Here is a 19,823-nt window from a genome sequence, read left to right as displayed (position 1 = left end):
GGACCTGATCGATGCCCAGTTTCTTTATCGACCGGCCTATCTTTGCGTGGGTCGTCGCACTTTTCATCATGATTTCCGGCATCATCGCGCTGCCCTTGCTGCCGATTTCGCAATATCCGAACGTCGCGCCGCCGCAAATCTCGATCAATACGAGTTATCCCGGCGCCTCTTCGGAAGAAACCTACCAGAGTGTCACCCGGCTCATCGAAAATGAGCTGAACGGCATCGAAGGCATGCAGTATTTCTCGTCCACCTCCAGTGCGGCGGGACGTGTATCGATCAACGTGACATTCGCTCCGGGCACCGATTCCGGCGACGCGTCGATCGACGTTCAGAACCGCGTTCGCCGCGTCGAGGCGCGTCTTCCCGATGCCGTGCGACAGCAGGGCATCGAGGTCGAGGAAGCAGGCTCCGGCTTCCTGATGATTGTCGCGCTGACCTCCACGGACGGGTCCATGGATGCGGTTTCGCTGGGCGACTATCTCAGCCGCAACGTGCTCAATGAAATCCAGCGCGTCGAAGGCGTCGGCCGGGCACAGATGTTTGCGACCGAGCGCGCCATGCGCATCTGGCTGGACCCGGACAAGATGCGCGGCCTCAACCTGACGGCCGGCGACATCAATGCCGCGATCACGGCGCAGAATGCCCAGGTCGCCTCGGGCAGCATCGGCGCGCAGCCCAACCCGATCACGCAGCAGATCAGCGCTCCCGTCCTGATCAAAGGGCAACTGACATCTGCCGAGGAGTTTGGGGCGATCATCCTGCGCGCCAATCTCGACGGATCGACGGTGCGGCTGCGCGATGTCGCGCGCATCGAAATCGGCGGCCAGGACTACAGCTTCTCGACCCGCCTGAACGGCAAGCCGTCCGCCGCCATCGGCGTGCAGCTGACACCGACCGGCAATGCGCTTTCCACCTCCACGGCCATCAAGGCGCGCATGGATGAATTGGCGACCTTCTTCCCGGCGGGCGTCGAATATTCGGTGCCCTACGACACGTCGCCCTTCGTGGCGATTTCCATCGAAAAGGTTCTCCATACCCTGCTCGAAGCCGTGGCGCTGGTGTTCCTGGTGATGTTCCTGTTCCTGCAGAACATCCGCTATACGATCATCCCGACGCTGGTCGTGCCCGTGGCGTTGCTCGGCACCTGTGCGGCCATGCTGGCCATGGGCTTCTCGATCAACGTGTTGACGATGTTCGGCATGGTGCTTGCCATCGGCATTCTCGTCGATGACGCCATCATCGTCGTCGAAAACGTCGAGCGCATCATGTCCGAGGAGGGCATCACGCCGAAGGAAGCGACCCGCAAGGCGATGAAGCAGATCACCGGCGCGGTCATCGGCATTACGCTCGTCCTGTCGGCCGTGTTCATTCCGATGGCCTTCTTCCCCGGTGCCGTCGGCGTCATCTATCAGCAGTTCTCGCTGACCATGGTCGTGTCGATCCTGTTCTCGGCGCTTCTGGCGCTGACGCTGACGCCGGCGCTGTGCGCCAGCTTCCTGAAGCAGGTTCCGAAGGGGCATCACCACGCCAAGCGCGGCTTCTTCGGCCTGTTCAACCGGGGTTTCGACAAGGCGTCGCACGGTTATAGCGGCTGGGTCGCCAGCATGGTGACGCGCACCTGGCGCTTCATGCTGATCTATGTCGTGCTGCTCGGCGGCCTCGCCTACCTGTTCATGCAACTGCCGTCGTCCTTTCTTCCGGATGAAGACCAGGGCTTCGTCATTGTCTCGATGCAACTGCCGTCGGAAGCGACCGGTAACCGCACGACCGAGGTTATCGAGCAGACGGAAGCGATCTTCAGCAAGGAACCGGCTGTCGAGCGTATCATCGCCATCAGCGGCTTCTCCTTCTCCGGCACCGGCCAGAACGCCGGCCTTGCCTTCGTGACCCTGAAGGACTGGGCCGATCGTGGACCGAACGATGTCGCCGCCGTCATCGCCGGCCGTGCATCGGGGGCCATGTCCCAGATCAAGGATGCGATCAGCTTTGCGCTGTCGCCGCCACCGATCCAAGGTCTCGGCACCTCGAACGGCTTCGAATTCCGCCTGCAGGATCGCGGCGGCCAGGGTTCCGCGGCGCTTGCGGGGGCGCGTGACCAGCTTCTGGGCCTTGCAGCACAGAGCCAGATCATCTCGGGTGTTCGCGTCGACGGCCTGCCGGATGCGGCACAGGTCAACCTGATCATCGACCGTGAAAAGGCCAACACGTTCGGCGTCGCCTTCACTGATATCAACTCGACGATCTCGACCAATCTCGGTTCGTCCTATGTCAACGACTTCCCGAATGCCGGACGTCTTCAGCGTGTGACGGTTCAGGCCGACGAGAACCGGCGCATGCAGACGGCCGATCTTCTGAAGCTCAACGTGCGCAACTCGAATGGCGGCATGGTTCCATTGTCGGCTTTCGCCAGCATCGAGTGGACCAGCGGCCCGACCCAGACGGTCGGCTATAACGGCTATCCGTCCGTCCCGATCAGCGGTCAGGCCAATGCCGGCTATTCCTCCGGTGAAGCGATCTCCGAAATGGAGCGTCTGTTCTCGCAGCTGCCGCCCGGCTTCGGCTATGAGTGGACCGGCCAGTCGCGCGAGGAAATCGCCTCGGGCACGCAGGCACCGCTTCTTGTGGCGCTGTCCTGCCTGCTGATCTTCCTGTGCCTTGCCGCGCTCTATGAAAGCTGGAGCATTCCGGTGGCGGTGATGATGGTGGTGCCGCTCGGCGTCATCGGCGCCGTGCTGGCGGTGACACTGCGGGACATGCCGAATGACGTGTACTTCAAGGTCGGCCTGATCGCGATCATCGGTCTATCGGCCAAGAACGCCATCCTGATCATCGAGTTCGCCAAGGAGCAGATGGAGGCCGGTAAGCCGCTTCTTGATGCGACGATCGAGGCGGCGCATCTGCGCTTCCGGCCGATCCTGATGACCTCGCTGGCCTTCACCCTCGGCGTTCTGCCGCTGGCCATCGCCACGGGTGCAAGCTCGGGCAGCCAGCGCGCCATCGGCACGGGCGTCATGGGTGGCATGATCTCGGCGACGATCCTGGCGATCTTCTTCGTCCCGGTGTTCTTCGTCTTCATCATGAAGCTCTTCCGCCGCACGACGCTGAAGCCGATCGGCTCCGACGAAGCGGTAACGACGCCGGCGGAATAAGGAAAGCGGCCCGCCGGCAGGCGGGCCTTTTTCAAAGGAGGGGCACGCCATGCGCAGGACAAAGGCCGAGGCGGAAGAGACGCGCAGCAGCATTCTCCATGCCGCCGAGCGGGTCTTCTTCAAAAAGGGTGTCTCCAACACCTCGCTCGACGATGTCGCCAAGGCTGCCGGCGTGACGCGCGGTGCGATCTACTGGCATTTCGCCAACAAGACCGACCTTTTTCTCGAACTTTACAACACCGTATCGCTCCCCTTGGAAGACATGGTCGTCCGCGATACGGAACGGCCGGCCTCCGACGTCCTCTGCGTCATCGAGACGTCGGCCGGCTGTTGGCTCGACGAACTGGCAGCCGACGAGCATCGCCAACGCATCTTCACCATCCTGCTACGTTGCCCCTATGGCGAGGACCTCATGCCGGTCCTCGAAAAACAGCGCGAGGTCGATGACCGGCATACGATCATGCTCGACAACGCCTTTGCCCGGGCGAAGAACGAAGGCTTTCTCAGCGGCAACTGGACGCCGCAATCGGCGACCAAGGCGCTGCGCTGGATGATGGAAGGGCTGTGCAGCGAATGGCTGCTGTTCGGCCGCCGTTTCGATCTGGCGGCCGAAGGCAAGGAAGGGCTGAAGCGGCTGTTCGATAGTTTCCGCCCCATCCCTGCTGGCGCTGATATGGCCGCTGTTCCCTGAAAACATCAGGCGGCTGTGGATTTGAACTTGCTCATCAGGTAGGGGCCAGAAAGGACCGGGCCATATTTCGCCGTTTCGCCTTCGACGAGGCAGGCGTCGAGTACTGTGATTTTGGCATCCCAGTTGGGCTGGTGGAAAAAGGCGAGTGATTGCCGGCGTGCCATGCCGCCGTCTTCCGGAGAGGGGTTGACTACCCGGTGGAGGGTGGAAACCCAGCGATCGTTGGTCCAACGTGCCATCAGGTCGCCGATATTGATGACGAAGGCACCGGGCACCGGCGGAACAGCCGTCCATCCACCATCCGGTGTGATGATTTCCAGTCCCTTCGAACCTTCCTGCGGCAACAGGATTGTCAGGCTGCCGTAATCGGTATGGGCGCCGGCGCGCAACTGGCCGGGCTTCGGCGGCACATGCTGTTCCGGATAGTTGAGAGCCCTGAGCGCGCTGATCGGTGCATTGATGAAACTTTCGAAATAGTCTTCCGGCAGCCGCAACGCCACGGCGAAAAGCCGCATGACGCGGGCGGCAAGATCTTCCAGCGCGGCGTAATAGGCTTTCCAGGCATCGACGAAACCATCGGGCTCATCCGGCCAGATCGTCGGCGCGTAGCAGAAGGCAAGAGCTTCCGGATCGGTGATGGAGGCTGGTTGCCGGAGCGGGCCGCCGTTGAAGCTTTCCTTCAGATCGGGCGGGCTATCAACATCGCGCGATTTCGCCAGTGCTTCCAGTTCCGGGCCGAGATAGCCGTAGGGATAGCCCTTGTAGGGCGCGCGGACCTTCTGTTTCTCGTCCGGGGAAAGATCGAAGAACTGGTGCGCCTTCTGCCAGACGGCATCGATCACCGCCTGCGGCACGCCATGATTGGAGATGGCGAGAAAGCCGGTTTCTCGGCATATCGCATCGACCCTGTCGCCGAGTATCCGTTTCGTGGTGTTGTCGGCTGTCTCGAAGGCGCCGAGGTCGAAAACGGGGAAGGTACGATCGGTCATTAAGCAGGCTCCGGATGCAGATAAAGTCATTTTCTGGCGCCCTCGAAGGGCGCTTGGAACATTCCGCAGCCACTATTCTCTCCCTCATCAAGTCAGTCGTGCATCGGCGGCTTCATATTCCTTGAGCCTTGCATTTGCGATGACGACGATGTGTCGCATGAGGGCGCCGAGGGCTGTCATCTTTGATTTTCCCGCGGCCAGGAGGCGTCGGTATATGACGGCGAGGTGGCTTTTGCTGTGGCTTGCGGCCATGGCGGCGGTGAAGAGCAGCGGGCGGAGCTGGCGGCGCCCGCCGGTGGCAAATCGCCGTCCTTTATAGGTGCCGCTGTCGCGGGGATGCGGCGCACAGCCGGCGAGACTTGCGGCCTGCCTGCGGTCGATCTGGCCCAGTTCGGGCATGAGGGCGAGCAGGACGGGAGCGATCACCTTTCCGATGCCTGGGACACCGCGCAGGATCGCCTGACGCTCCTTCATCCGGCGGTTGCCGCTGACGGTCGCCTCGATCTGCCGGTCGATGGCATCGATGCGCCGCTTGATCTCGGCGACATGCCCGGCGATTTCGCGCGCGATCGGCTTGTTGCGCGGCGCCTTCAGCCGGTTTTCTTCCTGCACCCGCATGGCAACGAGGTCGGCCCGGCGTGCGACCAAAAGCTTCATGCGCGCGTCCTGTGGCTCCGGCGCCTGGAAGCGCGGCAGCGATTTTGCCCGCAGGAGGCCGTATTCGGCGATATGGCGGGCATCGATCGGGTCGGTCTTGGCCATCGTGCCGCAAGAGCGGATGAAGGCCTTCACCCGCGCGGCATCGGCGCGGTGGGCCGGGATGGCCAGGCTCTCCAGAACGCGCAGCAGTTCGTCTTCGTAACCGCCGGTCGCCTCGCAGATGGCAAGCATGCCGGTGCGTCCGGCATAGGGCTTCAGAGCCGCCTTCAGAGCAGCTGTCGTGTTGGAGACGGTGAGAGTTTTCAAGGTGCGGCTGTCGAAAAGGGTGACGGTATCCTTGGCGACATCACAGCCGAGGGTGGACTGGATTTCATCGGCATTCGCGATCATGATGGGGCTCCATGCTTGGCATTGTCTGCGGGCGCGGTGAAAACCGGCCCATTCAAGTCAACAAGCGATGCGAAGCTGGTGCGCTCACGGCCCAGGATGAGGCCGGTCGTCAAGACCTATTCCTGTTCGGGCGCGTGACCGCATCATGCCCGGGGTGGCCACCCCGGGCATGATCCAGCTTCACCCCATTAAAGCATGATTCAGACAGACAATTCCTGTGCTTGTCACAGGAATCCAGCCAGCTCAAGCCTTTGAGCTGAAAGAGTCTTTTGACCCGACGGACGTCGGGTCGCTGGATACCCGCCACAAGGGCGCGTATGACGGAGAGTGGGGCTTTCGTCAAACAACAAGCTTTCCGGGTTATCAACGCCCCCTAATGCGCCTCATCCCAGTTATGGGCGGCCCGAGCATCCACCTTAAGCGGCACCTTCATGTCGAGCGCCGGCATGGCGGCATTTTCCATGACCGAGACAATCAATGGAATAGAGCGCTCGACGTCGGCATCCTCGACCTCGAAGATCAATTCGTCATGCACCTGCAGCAGCATGCGGGCGCGTTGCGCAAGCCCGGCCTGTTCCAGCGCCGGCTCCATCTTCACCATGGCGCGGCGGATGATGTCGGCGGCCGAGCCCTGGATCGGCGCGTTGATGGCGGCGCGCTCGTTGAAGGCCCGGTGTGAGGGGTTGGACGAGCGGATATCCGGATAGTGGGCGCGCCGGCCGAAGATGGTTTCGACATAACCGTTCTCGCGCACAAACGCCTTGGTGCTTTCCATGTAGTCGCGAATGCCTGGGAAGCGTTCGAAATACTTCTTGATGTAGTCACCGGCCTCGGAGCGCTCGATCGACAGCTGGTTGGCAAGGCCGAAGGCCGAGATGCCGTAGATGATGCCGAAGTTGATCGCCTTGGCGCGGCGGCGGATTTCGCTCGGCATGCCCTCGACCGGCACGCCGAACATTTCCGACGCCGTCATGGCGTGAATGTCGATGCCGTCCGAAAAGGCCTGTTTCAGCTGCGGAATTTCGGCCACATGGGCAAGCACGCGCAGTTCGATCTGGCTGTAGTCGGCCGAAACCAGCTTGTGGCCCGGCGTCGAGATGAAGGCCGTGCGGATCTTGCGGCCTTCGGCGGTGCGCACCGGAATGTTCTGCAGGTTCGGATCGGACGAAGAGAGGCGCCCCGTCGTCGTGGCGGCCAGCGCATAAGAGGTGTGGACGCGCTTCGTCTCGGGGTGGACGAAGCCGGGAAGGGCGTCGGTATAGGTGGATTTCAGCTTGGTCAGCTGCCGCCAATCGACGATCTTGCGCGGCAATTCATGGCCCTCGGCGGCCAGTTCCTCCAGAACCTGCGCTGAGGTCGACCACTGGCCGGTCTTGGTCTTGGCGCCGCCGGGAAGACCGAGGCGGCCGAACAGGATGTCGCCCAGCTGTTTCGGCGAGCCGATGTTGAAGCTTTCCCCGACCAGCGCATAGATTTCGTGCTCGTGGGCTGCGGCACCCTGCGCCAGTTCGCCTGACAGACGCGACAGGATCTGCCGGTCGATGGTGATGCCGCGCTCTTCCATGCGCGCCAGCACCGGAACCAGCGGTCGTTCCAGCCGCTCGTAAACCGTATTGAGGTTCTTGGCTGCGAGACGCGGTTTCAGCACCTGCCAGAGCCGCAGCGTCACGTCCGCATCCTCGGCTGCATAGGCGGTCGCCTTGTCGATATCGACATAATCGAAGGTAACGGAGGATTTGCCGGTGCCAGCGACGTCCTTGTAGGGGATCGGCTGGTGATTGAGCCATTTTTCCGAGAGCGAATCCATGCCGTGCGTACCTGCGCCGGCATCGACCACATAGGACATCAGCATCGTATCATCGAAGCTGGCAATCGTGATGCCGTGGCGCCGCATGACGAGATAGTCGTACTTGAGGTTCTGCGCGATCTTGAGGACCGACGAATCCTCCAGCAGGTCCTTCAGCCGCTCAAGCGCAACCGGGACCGGAATCTGGTTCTCCGCCAGCTTCAATCCATCGCTGAACAGGTCGTTGCCGCCGGTCTTGTGGATCAGCGGCACGTAAGCCGCGCGGATGTCGGTGCCGGACGGGTTCTTGCTGTTGTCGGCGATCGCCAGCGAGAAGCCGACGAGATCGGCCTGCATGGCGTCGAGCGAGGTCGTTTCGGTATCGAAAGCGACAAGGCCGGTTTCCCGGGCGGCGCCGATCCAGGAATCGAGCGTCGCGACGTCACGGATGGTCACATAGGTGCTGCGGTCGATCTTGACCTTGGCGAACGCTTCGGCGCGGGTCTGGGCAAGACTTCCGGGCGTCGCCACCGACGGTCCGCTGTCGGCTGCACCCGAAAGTGTCGCTGCTGCGTCTTTGGCGCTGCCGAGTGCCGCGGATTTTGCCGAGGACAGGGCAGAGGGTGGCGGCGGAGACGACAGCTCGCCCTTGTCAAGGTCCGGTCCATGAGCGGCCGCACCCCATTCGACGGGAACGTTGGCCACGTCCACCGCGTCAGCATTGGTCTCGGTCGCCGCCGCAACGCGGCGCGTCAGCGTGGTGAATTCCATTGCCTTGAGGAAGGCGACGAGTTTCGGTCCATCCTGCGGATGCAGTTCGAAGTCTTCGAGCGGCACATCGATTGGCGTGTCGGTCTTCAGCATCACCAGTTGCCGCGACAGGCGGGCAAGCTCCGTGTTGGCGATGATGTTCTCGCGACGCTTGACCTGCTTGATTTCGCCGGCGCGGGAAAGCAATGTCTCCAGATCGCCGAATTCTTCCAGCAATTGGGCCGCCGTCTTCGGGCCGATCCCGGGAATGCCCGGCACGTTGTCGGTGCTGTCGCCCGTCATCGCCTGCAGGTCGATCATCTTTTCCGGCGGGACGCCCCATTTCTCGATCACTTCCGGGATCGAGATCTGCTTGTCCTTCATGCTGTCATACATGGAGACACTGGCGCTCACGAGCTGCATCAGGTCCTTGTCGGACGAGACGATCGTCACATCGGCGCCGGCGGCTTCCGCCATCCGGGCATAGGTGGCGATCAGGTCGTCGGCCTCATATCCTTCCTTTTCGACGCAGGGCAGGTTGAAGGCGCGGGTGGCATGCCGGATCAGCCCGAATTGCGGGATCAGGTCTTCCGGCGGTGCTGTGCGGTTGGCCTTGTACTGGTCGTAGAGCTCGTTGCGGAAGGTCTTGGACGAGTAGTCGAAGATCACCGCGAAATGGGTCGGCGTCACTCCGACGGACGTGTCGCGCGCATCGGTGAGCAGCTTCCACAGCATGTTGCAGAAACCGGAGACGGCATTGACCGGCAGGCCGTCCGATTTGCGGTTCAGCGGCGGGATGGCATGAAACGCCCGGAAGATGAATCCGGAGCCGTCGACGAGGAAGAGATGATCACCTTTTTTCATGGCGACAAGGGATAGCGCGGGCCGCGATGGGCGTCCATATTTCATTCAAGGCGCGGTCACTTTTATGAGAGTTCAAAAGAACTGAGGGCCCTCACGGGAATGTTACCAATTTGTAATGCGAGCTTCCTGTCGTGCTCCCTTGAAAAGCCACATTTGGAGCCACAAATCATGACCAACGGCACCTGAACACGCCGTCATCTGGTCAAAGGCCTGTCCCCCGCCGAAGCCAGATGTAAGGACAAAGGCCTATCCCCCCTCTCCGGGCCTTTGTCCAAATCCAACAAGACCGCCGTGGCTCCGCCTCCGCCATGGCGGTTTTTGTTTGTCTACAGCGCCGCCCGTCAAATGACGCTCAAAGGTCGATGCCATCACAACAGCGTGAAGTTCGTTTCCGGACGGTCCATCGCCTGCAATGCAACTTGTCTTCGGGGCAGGGCGGGGGTACCCATGGACATGGCCTTCGATCGTATGGATTCTGCGACATACCTGGCGAGCCTCCTGGCGAAGAGTTTCTCCCGCGCCTTACAGGAGAGAGGTCAGAAACTCGGCTTTGCGCCGGGGCAGTTTCCCATCCTCTTGGAACTCTGGACCGAGGAAGGGCTGACCCAGAAACAGCTTCTCGACCGCATGGATATCGAACAGGCGACCATGGCCAACACGTTGGCGCGCATGGAACGCGACGGCCTGATCGTGCGGCGCAAGCATCCGACCGACAAGCGCGCCCAGCAGATATTCCTCACCGACAGGGCAAAACAGATGGAAACGGAAGCGAAGGAGGCAGCGTCGGCGGCCGATCAATCGCTGTTTTCCGGCTTCCGTCGCTTCGAGCGCGAACTCCTGCTCGAATATATGCGCATGGCGATTGCCAACGGTACGCGCAACTGAGCCAACAGAATTGCTTCCGTTTGGATGTGAAACGCTCTAGGTTTCGCCCGAAACACGAAGGATTCGGACATGACAGAGACGGCCAGCACTCTCGCCCGCGCGGATGAAAACCTCCCCAAGAGCCTCAACAGGCTTTTCGATCTCGTGCGCATCCAGTCGATCTCCACCGACCCGGCCTACAAGGCCGAGTGCCGCAAGGCGGCGGAGTGGCTGGTGGCCGAACTGACGAGCCTCGGCTTCGAAGCTTCCGTGCGCGATACGCCCGGCCACCCGATGGTCGTCGCCCATCATGCCGCCGGAAAGGCCGGCGCTCCGCATGTCCTGTTCTACGGTCATTACGACGTCCAGCCGGTCGATCCGCTCAACCTGTGGGACACGGCGCCGTTCGAGCCGTCGATCAAGGAGCTGGAAGGCGGCCGCAAGGTCATCACCGGGCGCGGCACGGCCGACGACAAGGGCCAGCTGATGACCTTTGTCGAAGCCTGCCGGGCCTACAAGGAAACCGAGGGTGCGCTGCCCTGCGAGGTGACCATCCTGTTCGAAGGCGAGGAGGAATCCGGATCGCCATCGCTGAAGCCGTTCCTGGAAGCCAATGCCAAGGAATTGAAGGCCGATTACGCCCTGGTCTGCGACACCAGCATGTGGGACCGCGATACACCGGCGATCTCGGCCGGCCTGCGCGGCCTCGTCGGCGAGGAGATCGTCGTCACGGCGGCCGACCGCGATCTGCATTCCGGTTATTTCGGAGGGGCTGCGGCCAATCCCATTCATATTCTGACGAAAATTCTTGCCGGTCTCCACGACGAGACCGGTCGTGTCACACTTGACGGCTTCTACGAGGGCGTCGAGGAAACCCCGACCCAGATCAAGGCTGCCTGGGAAACGCTGGGCCAGACGGCCGAAAAATTCCTCGGTGAAATCGGCCTGTCCATCCCTTCGGGTGAAAAGGGCCGCTCGGTGCTGGAACTGACCTGGGCGCGCCCGACGGCGGAGGTCAACGGCATCTGGGGTGGATATACCGGCGAAGGCTTCAAGACCGTGATCGCCGCGCAGGCCTCCGCGAAAGTGTCTTTTCGCCTTGTCGGCGCGCAGAACCCGGACAAGGTCCGCGAGGCTTTCCGCGCCTATGTCACGTCGCAAATCCCAGCGGATTGCTCGATCGAGTTCCACAAGCATGGCGGCTCGCCGGCCATCCAGCTGCCCTATGATTCGCCGCTGCTCAACACCGCGAAGTCTGCCCTGTCGGACGAATGGCCAAAGCCCGCCGTGGTCATCGGCATGGGCGGCTCGATCCCGATCGTCGGCGATTTCCAGAAGATGCTCGGCATGGAATCGCTGCTGGTCGGCTTCGGACTGTCCGATGACCGCATCCATTCGCCGAACGAGAAATACGAATTGCAGTCCTTCCACAAGGGCATTCGCTCCTGGATCCGCATTCTCGACGCGCTGGCTGCCTGACGCCAAAAGCATGTCGCGGATCTTTCAGATTCGCGGGCATGCTTTTGCCTCTTCTGTTTCGCATGTCGTTTTCGCAAAACCGCTGCATACTTTGCGCGACATGCTTCAGCTGTTAACGGTTAGCACCCTTGACCCTGCCGGTCGGGGGTGTTCTCATCGCCAAGATGACATTTTGCCTAAATTTTCCCAGAAGCCGCGCCTCATGAAAACGGTCCGCAAATTTGCCTGGCCGGTCATCGGGTTGGCCGCCATCGTGTTTTCGCTCTACGGCCTGTATCACGAACTGCACGGGCTCTCGGCCGATGATTTCCTGTCGAGCGTCGAGGCGGTGTCACTGAAGGCTTGGCTGCTGGCCGGATGCGCGACGTTGGGCGCCTATGCCGCGCTTGCAGCCTATGACCATCTGGCACTGGAGCATCTCGGGCACCGGATTTCCCTTTGGTTCATCACCATCTGTTCCTTTACCGCCTATGCCCTGTCGCATACGGTTGGCGCCTCGGTGTTTTCGGGTGCTGTGGTTCGTTATCGGGCCTATGGATCAAAAGGGTTGACGGCCGCCGAGACGGGCGTTCTCGTCGCCTTCTGTTCCTTCACATTCGTCCTCGGCACGCTGATGCTGTCGGCTATCGTTCTTCTGGTCGAGCCGGATATTACCGCCCGTTTCGCCAAGTTCCTGCCGGTCGGCGCGTCGATTTCGACCGGGCTGATCATTCTCGGCCTGATCGCTCTTTATGTCGTCGGTAGCCTCGTCGGCTTCAGGCCGCTGAAGACCCGGTGGTTCAAGCTGGAATATCCCAAACCGTCGCTGGCCTTGCGGCAATTGCTGATCGCGCCGGTCGAACTGATCGCGGCGGCGGCCATCATCTATTTCGCGCTGCCTGAGGCCGGAAACCCGGGTTACCTGGTAGTCCTCGGCGTCTTCCTCGCCTCGTTTTCGGCCGCCCTCCTGTCGCATGCGCCGGGCGGGCTCGGTGTTCTGGAGCTGATGTTCATCGCCGGCCTGCCGGAGATGGACCCGGCCGGGGTGCTGGCCGGGCTGGTGATCTTCCGGCTGTTCTATCTCGTCATCCCCTTCGCCATGGCGCTGATTGTCGTCGTCATCTTCGAGCGTGGGCAGTTCCTTGCCGGGCGTAAAGCCGAGCAGGCAGGTGTCAAGAATCTGCGGTAATCGCCATCACGAAGGCGAGTGGCAGACCTTCGGCAGGGCTTTCTCCAGTGGTCCGTCGACTTCTTCGAGCTCGGCGCTTTCGATGTGGAGCGGTGAAAAAGGCGGCTCCTGGATCGCGGCATTGACGATGCGGGTGATATAACAGCCGGCGAAAAAGTGCTCCTTGCCGCCTTCTTCAATGGATTTGATCGCCACCGGCACCGGCGCATAGATGCTGCCGGCAGCCCCTTCGGTCGTTACCTTGCCGGTCAGCACATCGACGCCGGCGGTCTTGGCGTAGCCCTGCACGAAGGACTGGTAATCGTCGAACGGCTTGCTGAAATAACTGTAGGCGCGGGAGAATTCCTTGCGGTTGATGGCATTGTAGAGCGACTTGACCAGTGCCGCACCATCGGAGCGATCGTCGATATAGGGAATGTCTTGCGCATGAACTGGAAGGGCGGCTGCGCAAACTGCTGCCAGAAATGCGGTGGAAATCAAAATCGTCTTCATGCGTGTCGCTCCCATGTTGAGAGCGCACCGTTCAACGCCGATGGGGCGATTTGAAGATCGAGAGATGGCTTCGGGGAAATTATCCCGTAAAAAACAAAAAGGCCGGGAAATCCCGACCTTTCACAATGCGCTTCGACGCACTTGCCAGTACATCCGTGGTCAACCGCGGAAGCGCATTTCCCCGGCGCGGATAATCGCGCCAGATTTGGTATTAGGCAGCCTGCAGGTTGTCAGCAGACATCTTGCCCGACTTGCGGTCCTTGACCAGCTCGAAGCTGATCTTCTGACCGTCGTTGAGGCCGCGCATGCCAGCGCGCTCTACAGCCGAAATGTGGACGAAAACGTCCTGGCTGCCGTCGTCCGGCTGAATGAAGCCGAAGCCCTTTGTCGAGTTAAACCATTTTACTGTGCCAGTGGCCATAACGATCCCTTTCTCTAGCAAATTATAGTGAACCAAGCCGTGGTATTACAGCGAGGCTTGATGTTCGAATCTGAAGGAAAGTTCGTCCAATTGCGCACAAAGTCGCAAAAACCAAAGTCATCTAACAAATATCGACCAAAGCTCAGATAGGTTACCGGGGCGGTGCAGTCAAGTTTTATTATTTTTATTTCGTCATCGCCGTTGTTTTCATTGGATTTTGCGTCAGACGTGACGGAAATTTTCGGATTTGTTTTTGTGCCGCGGCACTCGACGCGAACCTAATGTCCTGAAAATGTCGGCCAATGCAGGCTGATTGTGCACCCGTCGCGTTGATTTGTTCCGCTCCTGCATCATTTCCGATTCTGCCGGTCAACCGGCATGTGTTGGAGGAATGACGATGTTGAAAATCATGATCGCCTTGGCCTGCCTCTCCGTGCTCACCCTGTCCGGCTGCGGCAATACCGTCCGTGGAATGCAGAAGGACGGCGCCCAGACCAGCCATGCCCTGGATGACGCAACGCACCGGATTGCCCGCGCGAACGCCAATTGAGGTGTGGCGCGCTTCGGTTGACGGGGAGCAGGCGCTATATCGCTCCGGTCTCAGCGGAAGAGCGCCATGATATTTTCGGAATTCGAATTGGCGATCTGCAGCGCCTGGACGCTGAGTTGTTCCTGCGTCTGCAATGCCTTCAGACGGGTCGATTCCTCGTTCAAATCGGCATCAACGAGGCGGCCGATGCCTTTGTTGATCGTACCGATCATCGATGATGCGAACTCCGTCTGCATGTCGATGCGGCTCTTGATGGCGCCCAGGTCCGCCGCGCGTGTGACGACCTTTTCCATCATCCCTTCAATTCCGTAGAGATACCGATCGAGATCGTTTGTCGGATTGGTGATATCGATATCAAGCAGGTCGAAATCTGGAAGCGTGCCGATATTGTCCTGAATGTTCGACAATCGGAAATAGGACCGGGAACCGGCGTCTGGATACAGGGTCTGATCGACGTCGAAATAGACGCTAGAGCCGGACGAACTGGCGTTCAAGCCATGGTTCTGCAGTGCGGCGTCGAGCACGGTCGCCATGGCGGCCGCGGATCCGACGACGCCGTCGGTCGTGCCGAGAGCCGAATCGACAAGGCTGCGGTCGACCGTGATCGTCAGCGGAATGTCGCCATCAACCTGGATATCGAAACTGAACGTGACGTCGTTGTGGACGCGAAAGGGGCCTGTGAAGGAGAACGAGCCCTGGGCATAGTCATTGCTGTTGATCTGCCAGGGTGTGTTTTCGAGCCCCAGTGCAAAACCGGCGGCAAAGCTCGTCGCGATCGTGCCGATATCCACGCTCGATCCTGGGTGTCCTGTTGCCTCTTGGGTGTGAATCGAAAAGACGGTCCAGGAAGGGTTGGGATTGAAGCCCGCGCTTGCGGGAACGCCTGAGAACGTAAAGGCCTGACGGAGGACGTCGGCCATTTCCTCGGGGCCGGGGATAATGCCGGTCGTCGTGCCGAGCGCGGCGTCGATAACGGATTTATCGATGGTCACGCTGTAGGTCGTGCCTGATGAATGCGCGCCGGCATCGAGAATGACATCAAAGGTGATGTAGTCGGAACTGTTGAACGTCACCGGACCGGTAAAGCCATATTGCTCGTAGCCACCGTAGCCGGCGGGCGCCAATGCTGTCCCGCGGAATCCGCCGATCGTGCCCAGGCTGCGAATATCGGTCTGCAACGCGCCACCGCCGCCGGCATTCAGCAAACTGATGCCTGCAAGATCGATATCAATGGTGTTGACGGAAACATTGCCTGAAGAAGATCGTACGAAGGATGAAACGAGTTCGGCCCTGAATGTTGAGACATTGGCGAGATCGTCGGCGATATCGGTGCTTAACCAGTTGACGCCACCGAAGCTCGCCGATGTCGCGATGCTGACGATCCCGTCCTTGAGTTGGTCGAGTTCCTTCTGGATTTTCGCCTTGTCGATCCCGGGCTCCCGAGCGGCGATGATCTTGGCCTTGATTTCCGACAGCACATCGGCCACCGCTTCCATTCCGGAATAGGCTGTGTCGACTGTGGCGGCACCGAGTCCCAGGGCATCGTGGACCGTGGAAAGCGCCCGGTTGTCAGAGCGCATCGTTGTCGAGATGGACCAATAAGCCGCATTGTCGGCCGCTGTCTGTACGCGCAGCCCGGAGGAGATCCGCCCTTGAGTGGCGGTTACGTCGCTGTCGATCGAGCGCAGAGTCTGGAGCGCAGCAATAGCGCCCGCATTCGTATGGATGCTGGTCAAAATGGCACACTGAAAAATGGATTGATTGCCCATCATGGGCGGGTGAGTTGCAGAGAATAGACTGCCTTATTGGTTAACATTCCGTTAATTTCAGCAATTTTCTCAACCTTTGCAATTGATTAGACGATTCTTCAATTATGCATTACTCATTTTTAAATTGTGGCCGGAACACTGATTTTGCCGGCAATGGTGCCGCAGGATTTTCGTTGAGGTTGAGACCGCTTCGAAATCGAATGCCTTTCCGCATGGCGCAGAATTTTGTCCATACGACCGCGCGACCCACAGGAGCGTGATCGACGTGCAAGCCCATGAACGGCCAGTGTTTTCTCCCGCCTGAATTTAACTCCCCCTTAAATCGCCGCATTTACACTTCATCGCACCGATTGAAATCGGCGCGGCTCTGGCCTGCGCTCCTGAAACGCTCATCCGGAGCCACCCCGTCCCGACATGGCAGGAAATCGCACATCATCGCAAAGGATCGAGCCGTCCTTCGAAGGCGGACGTGAGGGGCGTGATGATGGGGAATTGCGCGCGGATGCCCGCGATCGTGTTGGCGGCGGGGGCAAGAAGCCGGGTGGTTCGAGTAAATCGAAGCGGCCGGCGCGAAAAGCCAAATCCAGGAGCAACCGCCGCGGCTCGCGTGGCGGCGGCGGCATCACCGGACTGATTCGCTCGCTGGTCTACTGGTGCGTGGTTCTAGGCATCTGGGGCGCCATCGGCATCGGCGGATTGGTGCTCTACTACGGTGCCCGCATGCCGAGCGCCACCAGCTGGGCAATCCCGGACCGGCCGCCGAACGTCAAGATCCTGTCCGTCAATGGCGAGATCATCGCCAATCGCGGCGCCACCGGCGGCGAGGCGCTGTCGCTCGAAAACATGTCGCCCTATATCCCGCAGGCGGTCATCGCCATCGAGGATCGTCGCTTCTATTCGCATTTCGGCGTCGATCCGTTCGGCCTGGCGCGCGCCATGCTGACCAACATCACCAGCGGCCGTATGGTGCAGGGCGGCTCGACGCTGACCCAGCAATTGGCCAAGAACCTGTTCCTGTCGCCGGAGCGCACGCTGGAGCGCAAGGTGCAGGAAGTGCTTCTGTCGGTCTGGCTGGAGCAGAAATATACCAAGGACCAGATCCTTGCCATGTATCTGAACCGCGTGTTCTTCGGCTCGAACGCCTATGGCGTCGAAGCGGCGTCGCGTCGCTATTTCAACAAATCCGCGCGTGACGTAAACCTCGGTGAGGCGGCGCTTCTGGCCGGTCTGCTCAAGGCGCCCTCGCGCCTGTCGCCGGCGCGCGATCCGAAGGCGGCGGAAGAGCGGGCGCAAGTTGTCCTCGGCGCCATGCGCGAGGAAGGTTTCATCACCGATTCCGAGATCAAGACGGCCATGTCGCAGCCGCCGACCAAGGCCAAGAGCTTCTGGTCCGGCGCGCAGTATTATGTCGCCGACATGGTCATGGACCAACTGCCGGGCATGGTCGGCGAGATCAGCCAGGATCTGATCGTCGACACGACGCTCGACCTCGATCTCGAAAAGAAGGCCGAAGAGACGCTGGCCGCAAGCCTGGACGAATCAGGACAGAAGCTGAATGTGAGCCAGGCGGCGCTGGTCTCGATCGATGGCACGGGCGCCATCCGTGCGCTGGTCGGTGGTCGTGACTATGCCGACAGCCAGTTCGACCGCGCCGTCAAGGCCAAGCGCCAGCCGGGCTCCGCTTTCAAACCGTTCGTTTATGCCGCGGCCATGGAAATCGGCCGCACGCCGATGTCGATCCGCAATGACGGGCCGGTGCGCATCGGCAACTGGACGCCGGAAAACTACGACCAGAAATATCGCGGCGAGGTCTCGCTGGCGACCGCGCTCGCCAATTCGCTCAACACCATCGCCGCCCAGCTGGTGATGGAGGTCGGGCCGCAGAACGTCATCAAGCTCGCCCACCGGCTCGGCATCGAATCGCAGATGCAGTCCAACGCCTCGATCGCGCTTGGAACCTCCGAGGTCAGCCTCGTCGAGCTGACATCGGCCTATGCGCCGTTCATGAACGGCGGCTTCAAGGCAACGCCGCATGTGATCAAGCGCATTTCGACGGCCGATGGCACGGTGCTTTACGAAAACACCTATGACAGCCCGCCGCGCGTCCTCGATCCCGCTGTCGTCAGCGAAATGAACCGGATGATGGTCGGCGTCATCGATCACGGCACCGGCAAGGCTGCCCGGCTGAAGGGCTGGCAGGCGGCCGGCAAGTCCGGCACCACGCAGTCCTTCCGCGACGCACTGTTCGTCGGCTTCACCAACAATCTGACAACCGGGATCTGGTTCGGAAACGACGACGGCAAGTCGATGAAGAAGGTGACGGGTGGCGGCCTGCCGGCCAAGGCCTGGCACGATTACATGACCGCCGCCCATGAGGGCCTGTCACCTGCGCCTATCTTCGGCCTGGGGGGAATCCAGCCAACCTTCGATGGCGGTCAGGCATCTCCCGAGAGCATCGAAAACGTCATTTCAGGCGGCTCGCTGGATGAGTTCCCGCAGGCGCCGGTCTCCGATGGCCAGGTAGCGGCGGACCAAGGCATGCAGCAGCCGGCCGACACAGCCAATTCCGGCCTCCTGCCACCAGCCGATGTCGGCGAAACCACCGGCGCCACCCGACGCACGACCCTGTTCGACATTCTGACGGGCGGTTGAAGCGATTGCAGCGCCGCTATTACCTAGTCCCAGGCGATAATCACGTTCTGCGGCTCGATCGGGTGATCTATCCAAACGCGGATACGGGTTTTTGCAGATGGCACATGGGCAATCGCAAATTGAGGATTATTCGCATCGAATAGAATAATCTCGTTGTTCGAGGTGTTCAGAATGCCGTCGAAATCCGGATTTCTTGTCTCCGAGATCTCGGAGGCCGGTCCAATTGTAACGTGCGTGTCGCCGTCGCTCCAGTAATAAGCCGGTATGAGAATGCAATCCTCTGAAGAGAGCAGGCCTCGTCGATCCATATGAGTCGGAATACGCACATTCCGGCGGCCGGCTGCATAGAAGCTTACATATTCTGGAGCTATAGACATTCGCTGTACGATCATGGCGTCAAATCCGTTTTTAGACAAAAGTTCGCCTTGGGATTGCAGTTCAGCAAACCACGTTTTTCGCCTTGCTGCCTACACCTAACCCCACGCGATAGTCACCCGATCGGGGCTGGTGGGATGGTTTATCCAGATTCGAATACGTGTTCTTTCTGAAGGTACTTGTGCGATCGCAAATTGAGGCTCAAGTGCATCGAAGAGGATAATCTCTTTATTGACGGTATTCAAAATCCCGTCGAAATCGGGCTGACCTGCTTCGACAATATCAGAAGCTGGCCCGAATGTAACATGCGTATCTCCATCATTCCAATACAGCGCTGGAATATTGATGCAGTCTGGAGATGAAAATATCCCCTGTTCGTCCATGTGTAATGGAATTGTTACTTTTCGGTGCCCCGCAACATATATGCTGAGATATTCAGGTGTGATCGTAAGCGTTTCAACAGACACTGATTTAATGCCTCCCTTTAGATATCAATCCACCTTGCGATTTGCTGCGCCACCAGCAATGGGGATAAATTCTGCTTGGTCTGCCGAGTGATTTTGGTACTTGATGATCCCCGACAAAGTGCCCTGTCGGTGTCCCCGATGTCCTTATACCACACCAATGGCATCCGTAGGTACGGCCGATGCGATCGATTTGCGCCTGTTCGGTCCTGGTCAGACGCCTGTTGGTCGTCGGCGCGGCAATCCACTCTCTTGCATATGGTCCGATCCCGGTGCGCGGTAGTCGCAATTGGAGCGCGCGAAGCAT

15 protein-coding genes are annotated in these 19,823 nt (G+C 60.2%); 7 read left to right on the top strand and 8 right to left on the bottom strand.

Annotated elements, in window-relative coordinates; all coding sequences use genetic code 11:
• Positions 1-11 precede the first annotated feature (11 nt).
• Both ACST81_RS01190 and ACST81_RS01185 read left to right on the top strand, forming a co-directional pair.
• A complete protein-coding gene (locus ACST81_RS01190) occupies positions 12-3,152 on the top strand; it encodes a multidrug efflux RND transporter permease subunit (protein WP_438750981.1) in 3,141 nt (1,046 codons plus the stop codon).
• Positions 3,153-3,201: 49 nt separating this feature from the next.
• Positions 3,202-3,843, top strand: a complete 642-nt coding sequence (locus tag ACST81_RS01185) for a TetR family transcriptional regulator (RefSeq protein ID WP_438750980.1) — start codon at positions 3,202-3,204, stop codon at positions 3,841-3,843.
• Positions 3,844-3,848: 5 nt separating this feature from the next.
• Here the strand turns inward: ACST81_RS01185 and ACST81_RS01180 are convergent, their stop codons facing one another.
• From ACST81_RS01180 to polA, 3 genes are all read right to left on the bottom strand, one after another.
• Positions 3,849-4,832, bottom strand: coding sequence for an isopenicillin N synthase family dioxygenase (locus tag ACST81_RS01180; RefSeq protein ID WP_438750979.1), 984 nt, complete (start codon positions 4,830-4,832; stop codon positions 3,849-3,851).
• A gap of 87 nt (positions 4,833-4,919) precedes the next feature.
• Positions 4,920-5,882 carry an IS110 family transposase gene (locus tag ACST81_RS01175; RefSeq protein WP_438750411.1) on the bottom strand — a complete coding sequence of 321 codons (963 nt, stop codon included), beginning with the start codon at positions 5,880-5,882 and terminating at the stop codon, positions 4,920-4,922.
• A 373-nt stretch (positions 5,883-6,255) separates the two neighbouring features.
• Positions 6,256-9,282: a DNA polymerase I gene (polA, locus tag ACST81_RS01170; RefSeq protein ID WP_438750977.1), complete on the bottom strand. Its 3,027-nt coding sequence runs from the start codon at positions 9,280-9,282 to the stop codon at positions 6,256-6,258.
• Between the two features lie 453 nt (positions 9,283-9,735).
• Between polA and ACST81_RS01165 the strand changes: the two genes are divergently transcribed.
• From ACST81_RS01165 to ACST81_RS01155, 3 genes are all read left to right on the top strand, one after another.
• On the top strand, positions 9,736-10,167 hold the full coding sequence (locus ACST81_RS01165) for a MarR family winged helix-turn-helix transcriptional regulator (protein ID WP_438753313.1): 432 nt from the start codon (positions 9,736-9,738) through the stop codon (positions 10,165-10,167).
• A 69-nt stretch (positions 10,168-10,236) separates the two neighbouring features.
• Entirely contained in the window at positions 10,237-11,625 is a 1,389-nt protein-coding gene (locus tag ACST81_RS01160) for a dipeptidase (protein ID WP_438750976.1), read from the top strand.
• A 202-nt stretch (positions 11,626-11,827) separates the two neighbouring features.
• The gene (locus tag ACST81_RS01155) at positions 11,828-12,793 is read left to right on the top strand and encodes a lysylphosphatidylglycerol synthase domain-containing protein (RefSeq protein ID WP_438750975.1); all 966 of its coding nucleotides are present in this window, start codon (positions 11,828-11,830) and stop codon (positions 12,791-12,793) included.
• A gap of 6 nt (positions 12,794-12,799) precedes the next feature.
• On the opposite strand, the gene ACST81_RS01150 is transcribed toward ACST81_RS01155, so the two are convergent.
• Both ACST81_RS01150 and ACST81_RS01145 read right to left on the bottom strand, forming a co-directional pair.
• Positions 12,800-13,285, bottom strand: a complete 486-nt coding sequence (locus ACST81_RS01150; RefSeq protein ID WP_438750974.1) for a hypothetical protein — start codon at positions 13,283-13,285, stop codon at positions 12,800-12,802.
• Positions 13,286-13,496: 211 nt separating this feature from the next.
• Entirely contained in the window at positions 13,497-13,706 is a 210-nt protein-coding gene (locus ACST81_RS01145; RefSeq protein WP_037103743.1) for a cold-shock protein, read from the bottom strand.
• Positions 13,707-14,103: 397 nt separating this feature from the next.
• On the opposite strand from ACST81_RS01145, the gene ACST81_RS01140 reads away from it, so the two are divergent.
• Positions 14,104-14,256 (top strand): entericidin, encoded by a 153-nt coding sequence (locus tag ACST81_RS01140; RefSeq protein ID WP_438750973.1) that lies wholly within the window; start codon positions 14,104-14,106, stop codon positions 14,254-14,256.
• 50 nt (positions 14,257-14,306) lie between these two features.
• Here the strand turns inward: ACST81_RS01140 and ACST81_RS01135 are convergent, their stop codons facing one another.
• A complete protein-coding gene (locus ACST81_RS01135; RefSeq protein ID WP_438750972.1) occupies positions 14,307-15,992 on the bottom strand; it encodes a flagellin in 1,686 nt (561 codons plus the stop codon).
• A 447-nt stretch (positions 15,993-16,439) separates the two neighbouring features.
• Here ACST81_RS01135 and ACST81_RS01130 point away from each other — a divergent pair, with 447 nt between their 5' ends.
• Positions 16,440-18,677 (top strand): transglycosylase domain-containing protein, encoded by a 2,238-nt coding sequence (locus ACST81_RS01130; RefSeq protein ID WP_438750971.1) that lies wholly within the window; start codon positions 16,440-16,442, stop codon positions 18,675-18,677.
• 23 nt (positions 18,678-18,700) lie between these two features.
• Here ACST81_RS01130 and ACST81_RS01125 read toward each other — a convergent pair whose 3' ends face one another.
• Both ACST81_RS01125 and ACST81_RS01120 read right to left on the bottom strand, forming a co-directional pair.
• Positions 18,701-19,069, bottom strand: a complete 369-nt coding sequence (locus ACST81_RS01125; RefSeq protein ID WP_438750970.1) for a hypothetical protein — start codon at positions 19,067-19,069, stop codon at positions 18,701-18,703.
• A gap of 81 nt (positions 19,070-19,150) precedes the next feature.
• Positions 19,151-19,519 carry a hypothetical protein gene (locus ACST81_RS01120; RefSeq protein ID WP_438750969.1) on the bottom strand — a complete coding sequence of 123 codons (369 nt, stop codon included), beginning with the start codon at positions 19,517-19,519 and terminating at the stop codon, positions 19,151-19,153.
• Positions 19,520-19,823 lie beyond the last annotated feature (304 nt).

The organism is Pararhizobium sp. O133 (assembly GCF_051669845.1).
Lineage (GTDB): Bacteria > Pseudomonadota > Alphaproteobacteria > Rhizobiales > Rhizobiaceae > Pararhizobium.
This window is presented reverse-complemented; position numbering and strand designations above follow the sequence as displayed.

What these genes read in the sequence shown, in the direction of transcription:
- polA (WP_438750977.1), bottom strand. Translation starts at nt 9,282, where the DNA reads ATGAAAAAAGGTGATCATCTCTTCCTCGTCGACGGCTCCGGATTCATC.
- ACST81_RS01190 (WP_438750981.1), top strand. Translation starts at nt 12, where the DNA reads ATGCCCAGTTTCTTTATCGACCGGCCTATCTTTGCGTGGGTCGTCGCA.
- ACST81_RS01185 (WP_438750980.1), top strand. Translation starts at nt 3,202, where the DNA reads ATGCGCAGGACAAAGGCCGAGGCGGAAGAGACGCGCAGCAGCATTCTC.
- ACST81_RS01125 (WP_438750970.1), bottom strand. Translation starts at nt 19,069, where the DNA reads ATGATCGTACAGCGAATGTCTATAGCTCCAGAATATGTAAGCTTCTAT.
- ACST81_RS01160 (WP_438750976.1), top strand. Translation starts at nt 10,237, where the DNA reads ATGACAGAGACGGCCAGCACTCTCGCCCGCGCGGATGAAAACCTCCCC.
- ACST81_RS01180 (WP_438750979.1), bottom strand. Translation starts at nt 4,832, where the DNA reads ATGACCGATCGTACCTTCCCCGTTTTCGACCTCGGCGCCTTCGAGACA.
- ACST81_RS01155 (WP_438750975.1), top strand. Translation starts at nt 11,828, where the DNA reads ATGAAAACGGTCCGCAAATTTGCCTGGCCGGTCATCGGGTTGGCCGCC.
- ACST81_RS01175 (WP_438750411.1), bottom strand. Translation starts at nt 5,882, where the DNA reads ATGATCGCGAATGCCGATGAAATCCAGTCCACCCTCGGCTGTGATGTC.
- ACST81_RS01140 (WP_438750973.1), top strand. Translation starts at nt 14,104, where the DNA reads ATGTTGAAAATCATGATCGCCTTGGCCTGCCTCTCCGTGCTCACCCTG.
- ACST81_RS01130 (WP_438750971.1), top strand. Translation starts at nt 16,440, where the DNA reads ATGGCAGGAAATCGCACATCATCGCAAAGGATCGAGCCGTCCTTCGAA.
- ACST81_RS01165 (WP_438753313.1), top strand. Translation starts at nt 9,736, where the DNA reads ATGGCCTTCGATCGTATGGATTCTGCGACATACCTGGCGAGCCTCCTG.
- ACST81_RS01145 (WP_037103743.1), bottom strand. Translation starts at nt 13,706, where the DNA reads ATGGCCACTGGCACAGTAAAATGGTTTAACTCGACAAAGGGCTTCGGC.
- ACST81_RS01150 (WP_438750974.1), bottom strand. Translation starts at nt 13,285, where the DNA reads ATGAAGACGATTTTGATTTCCACCGCATTTCTGGCAGCAGTTTGCGCA.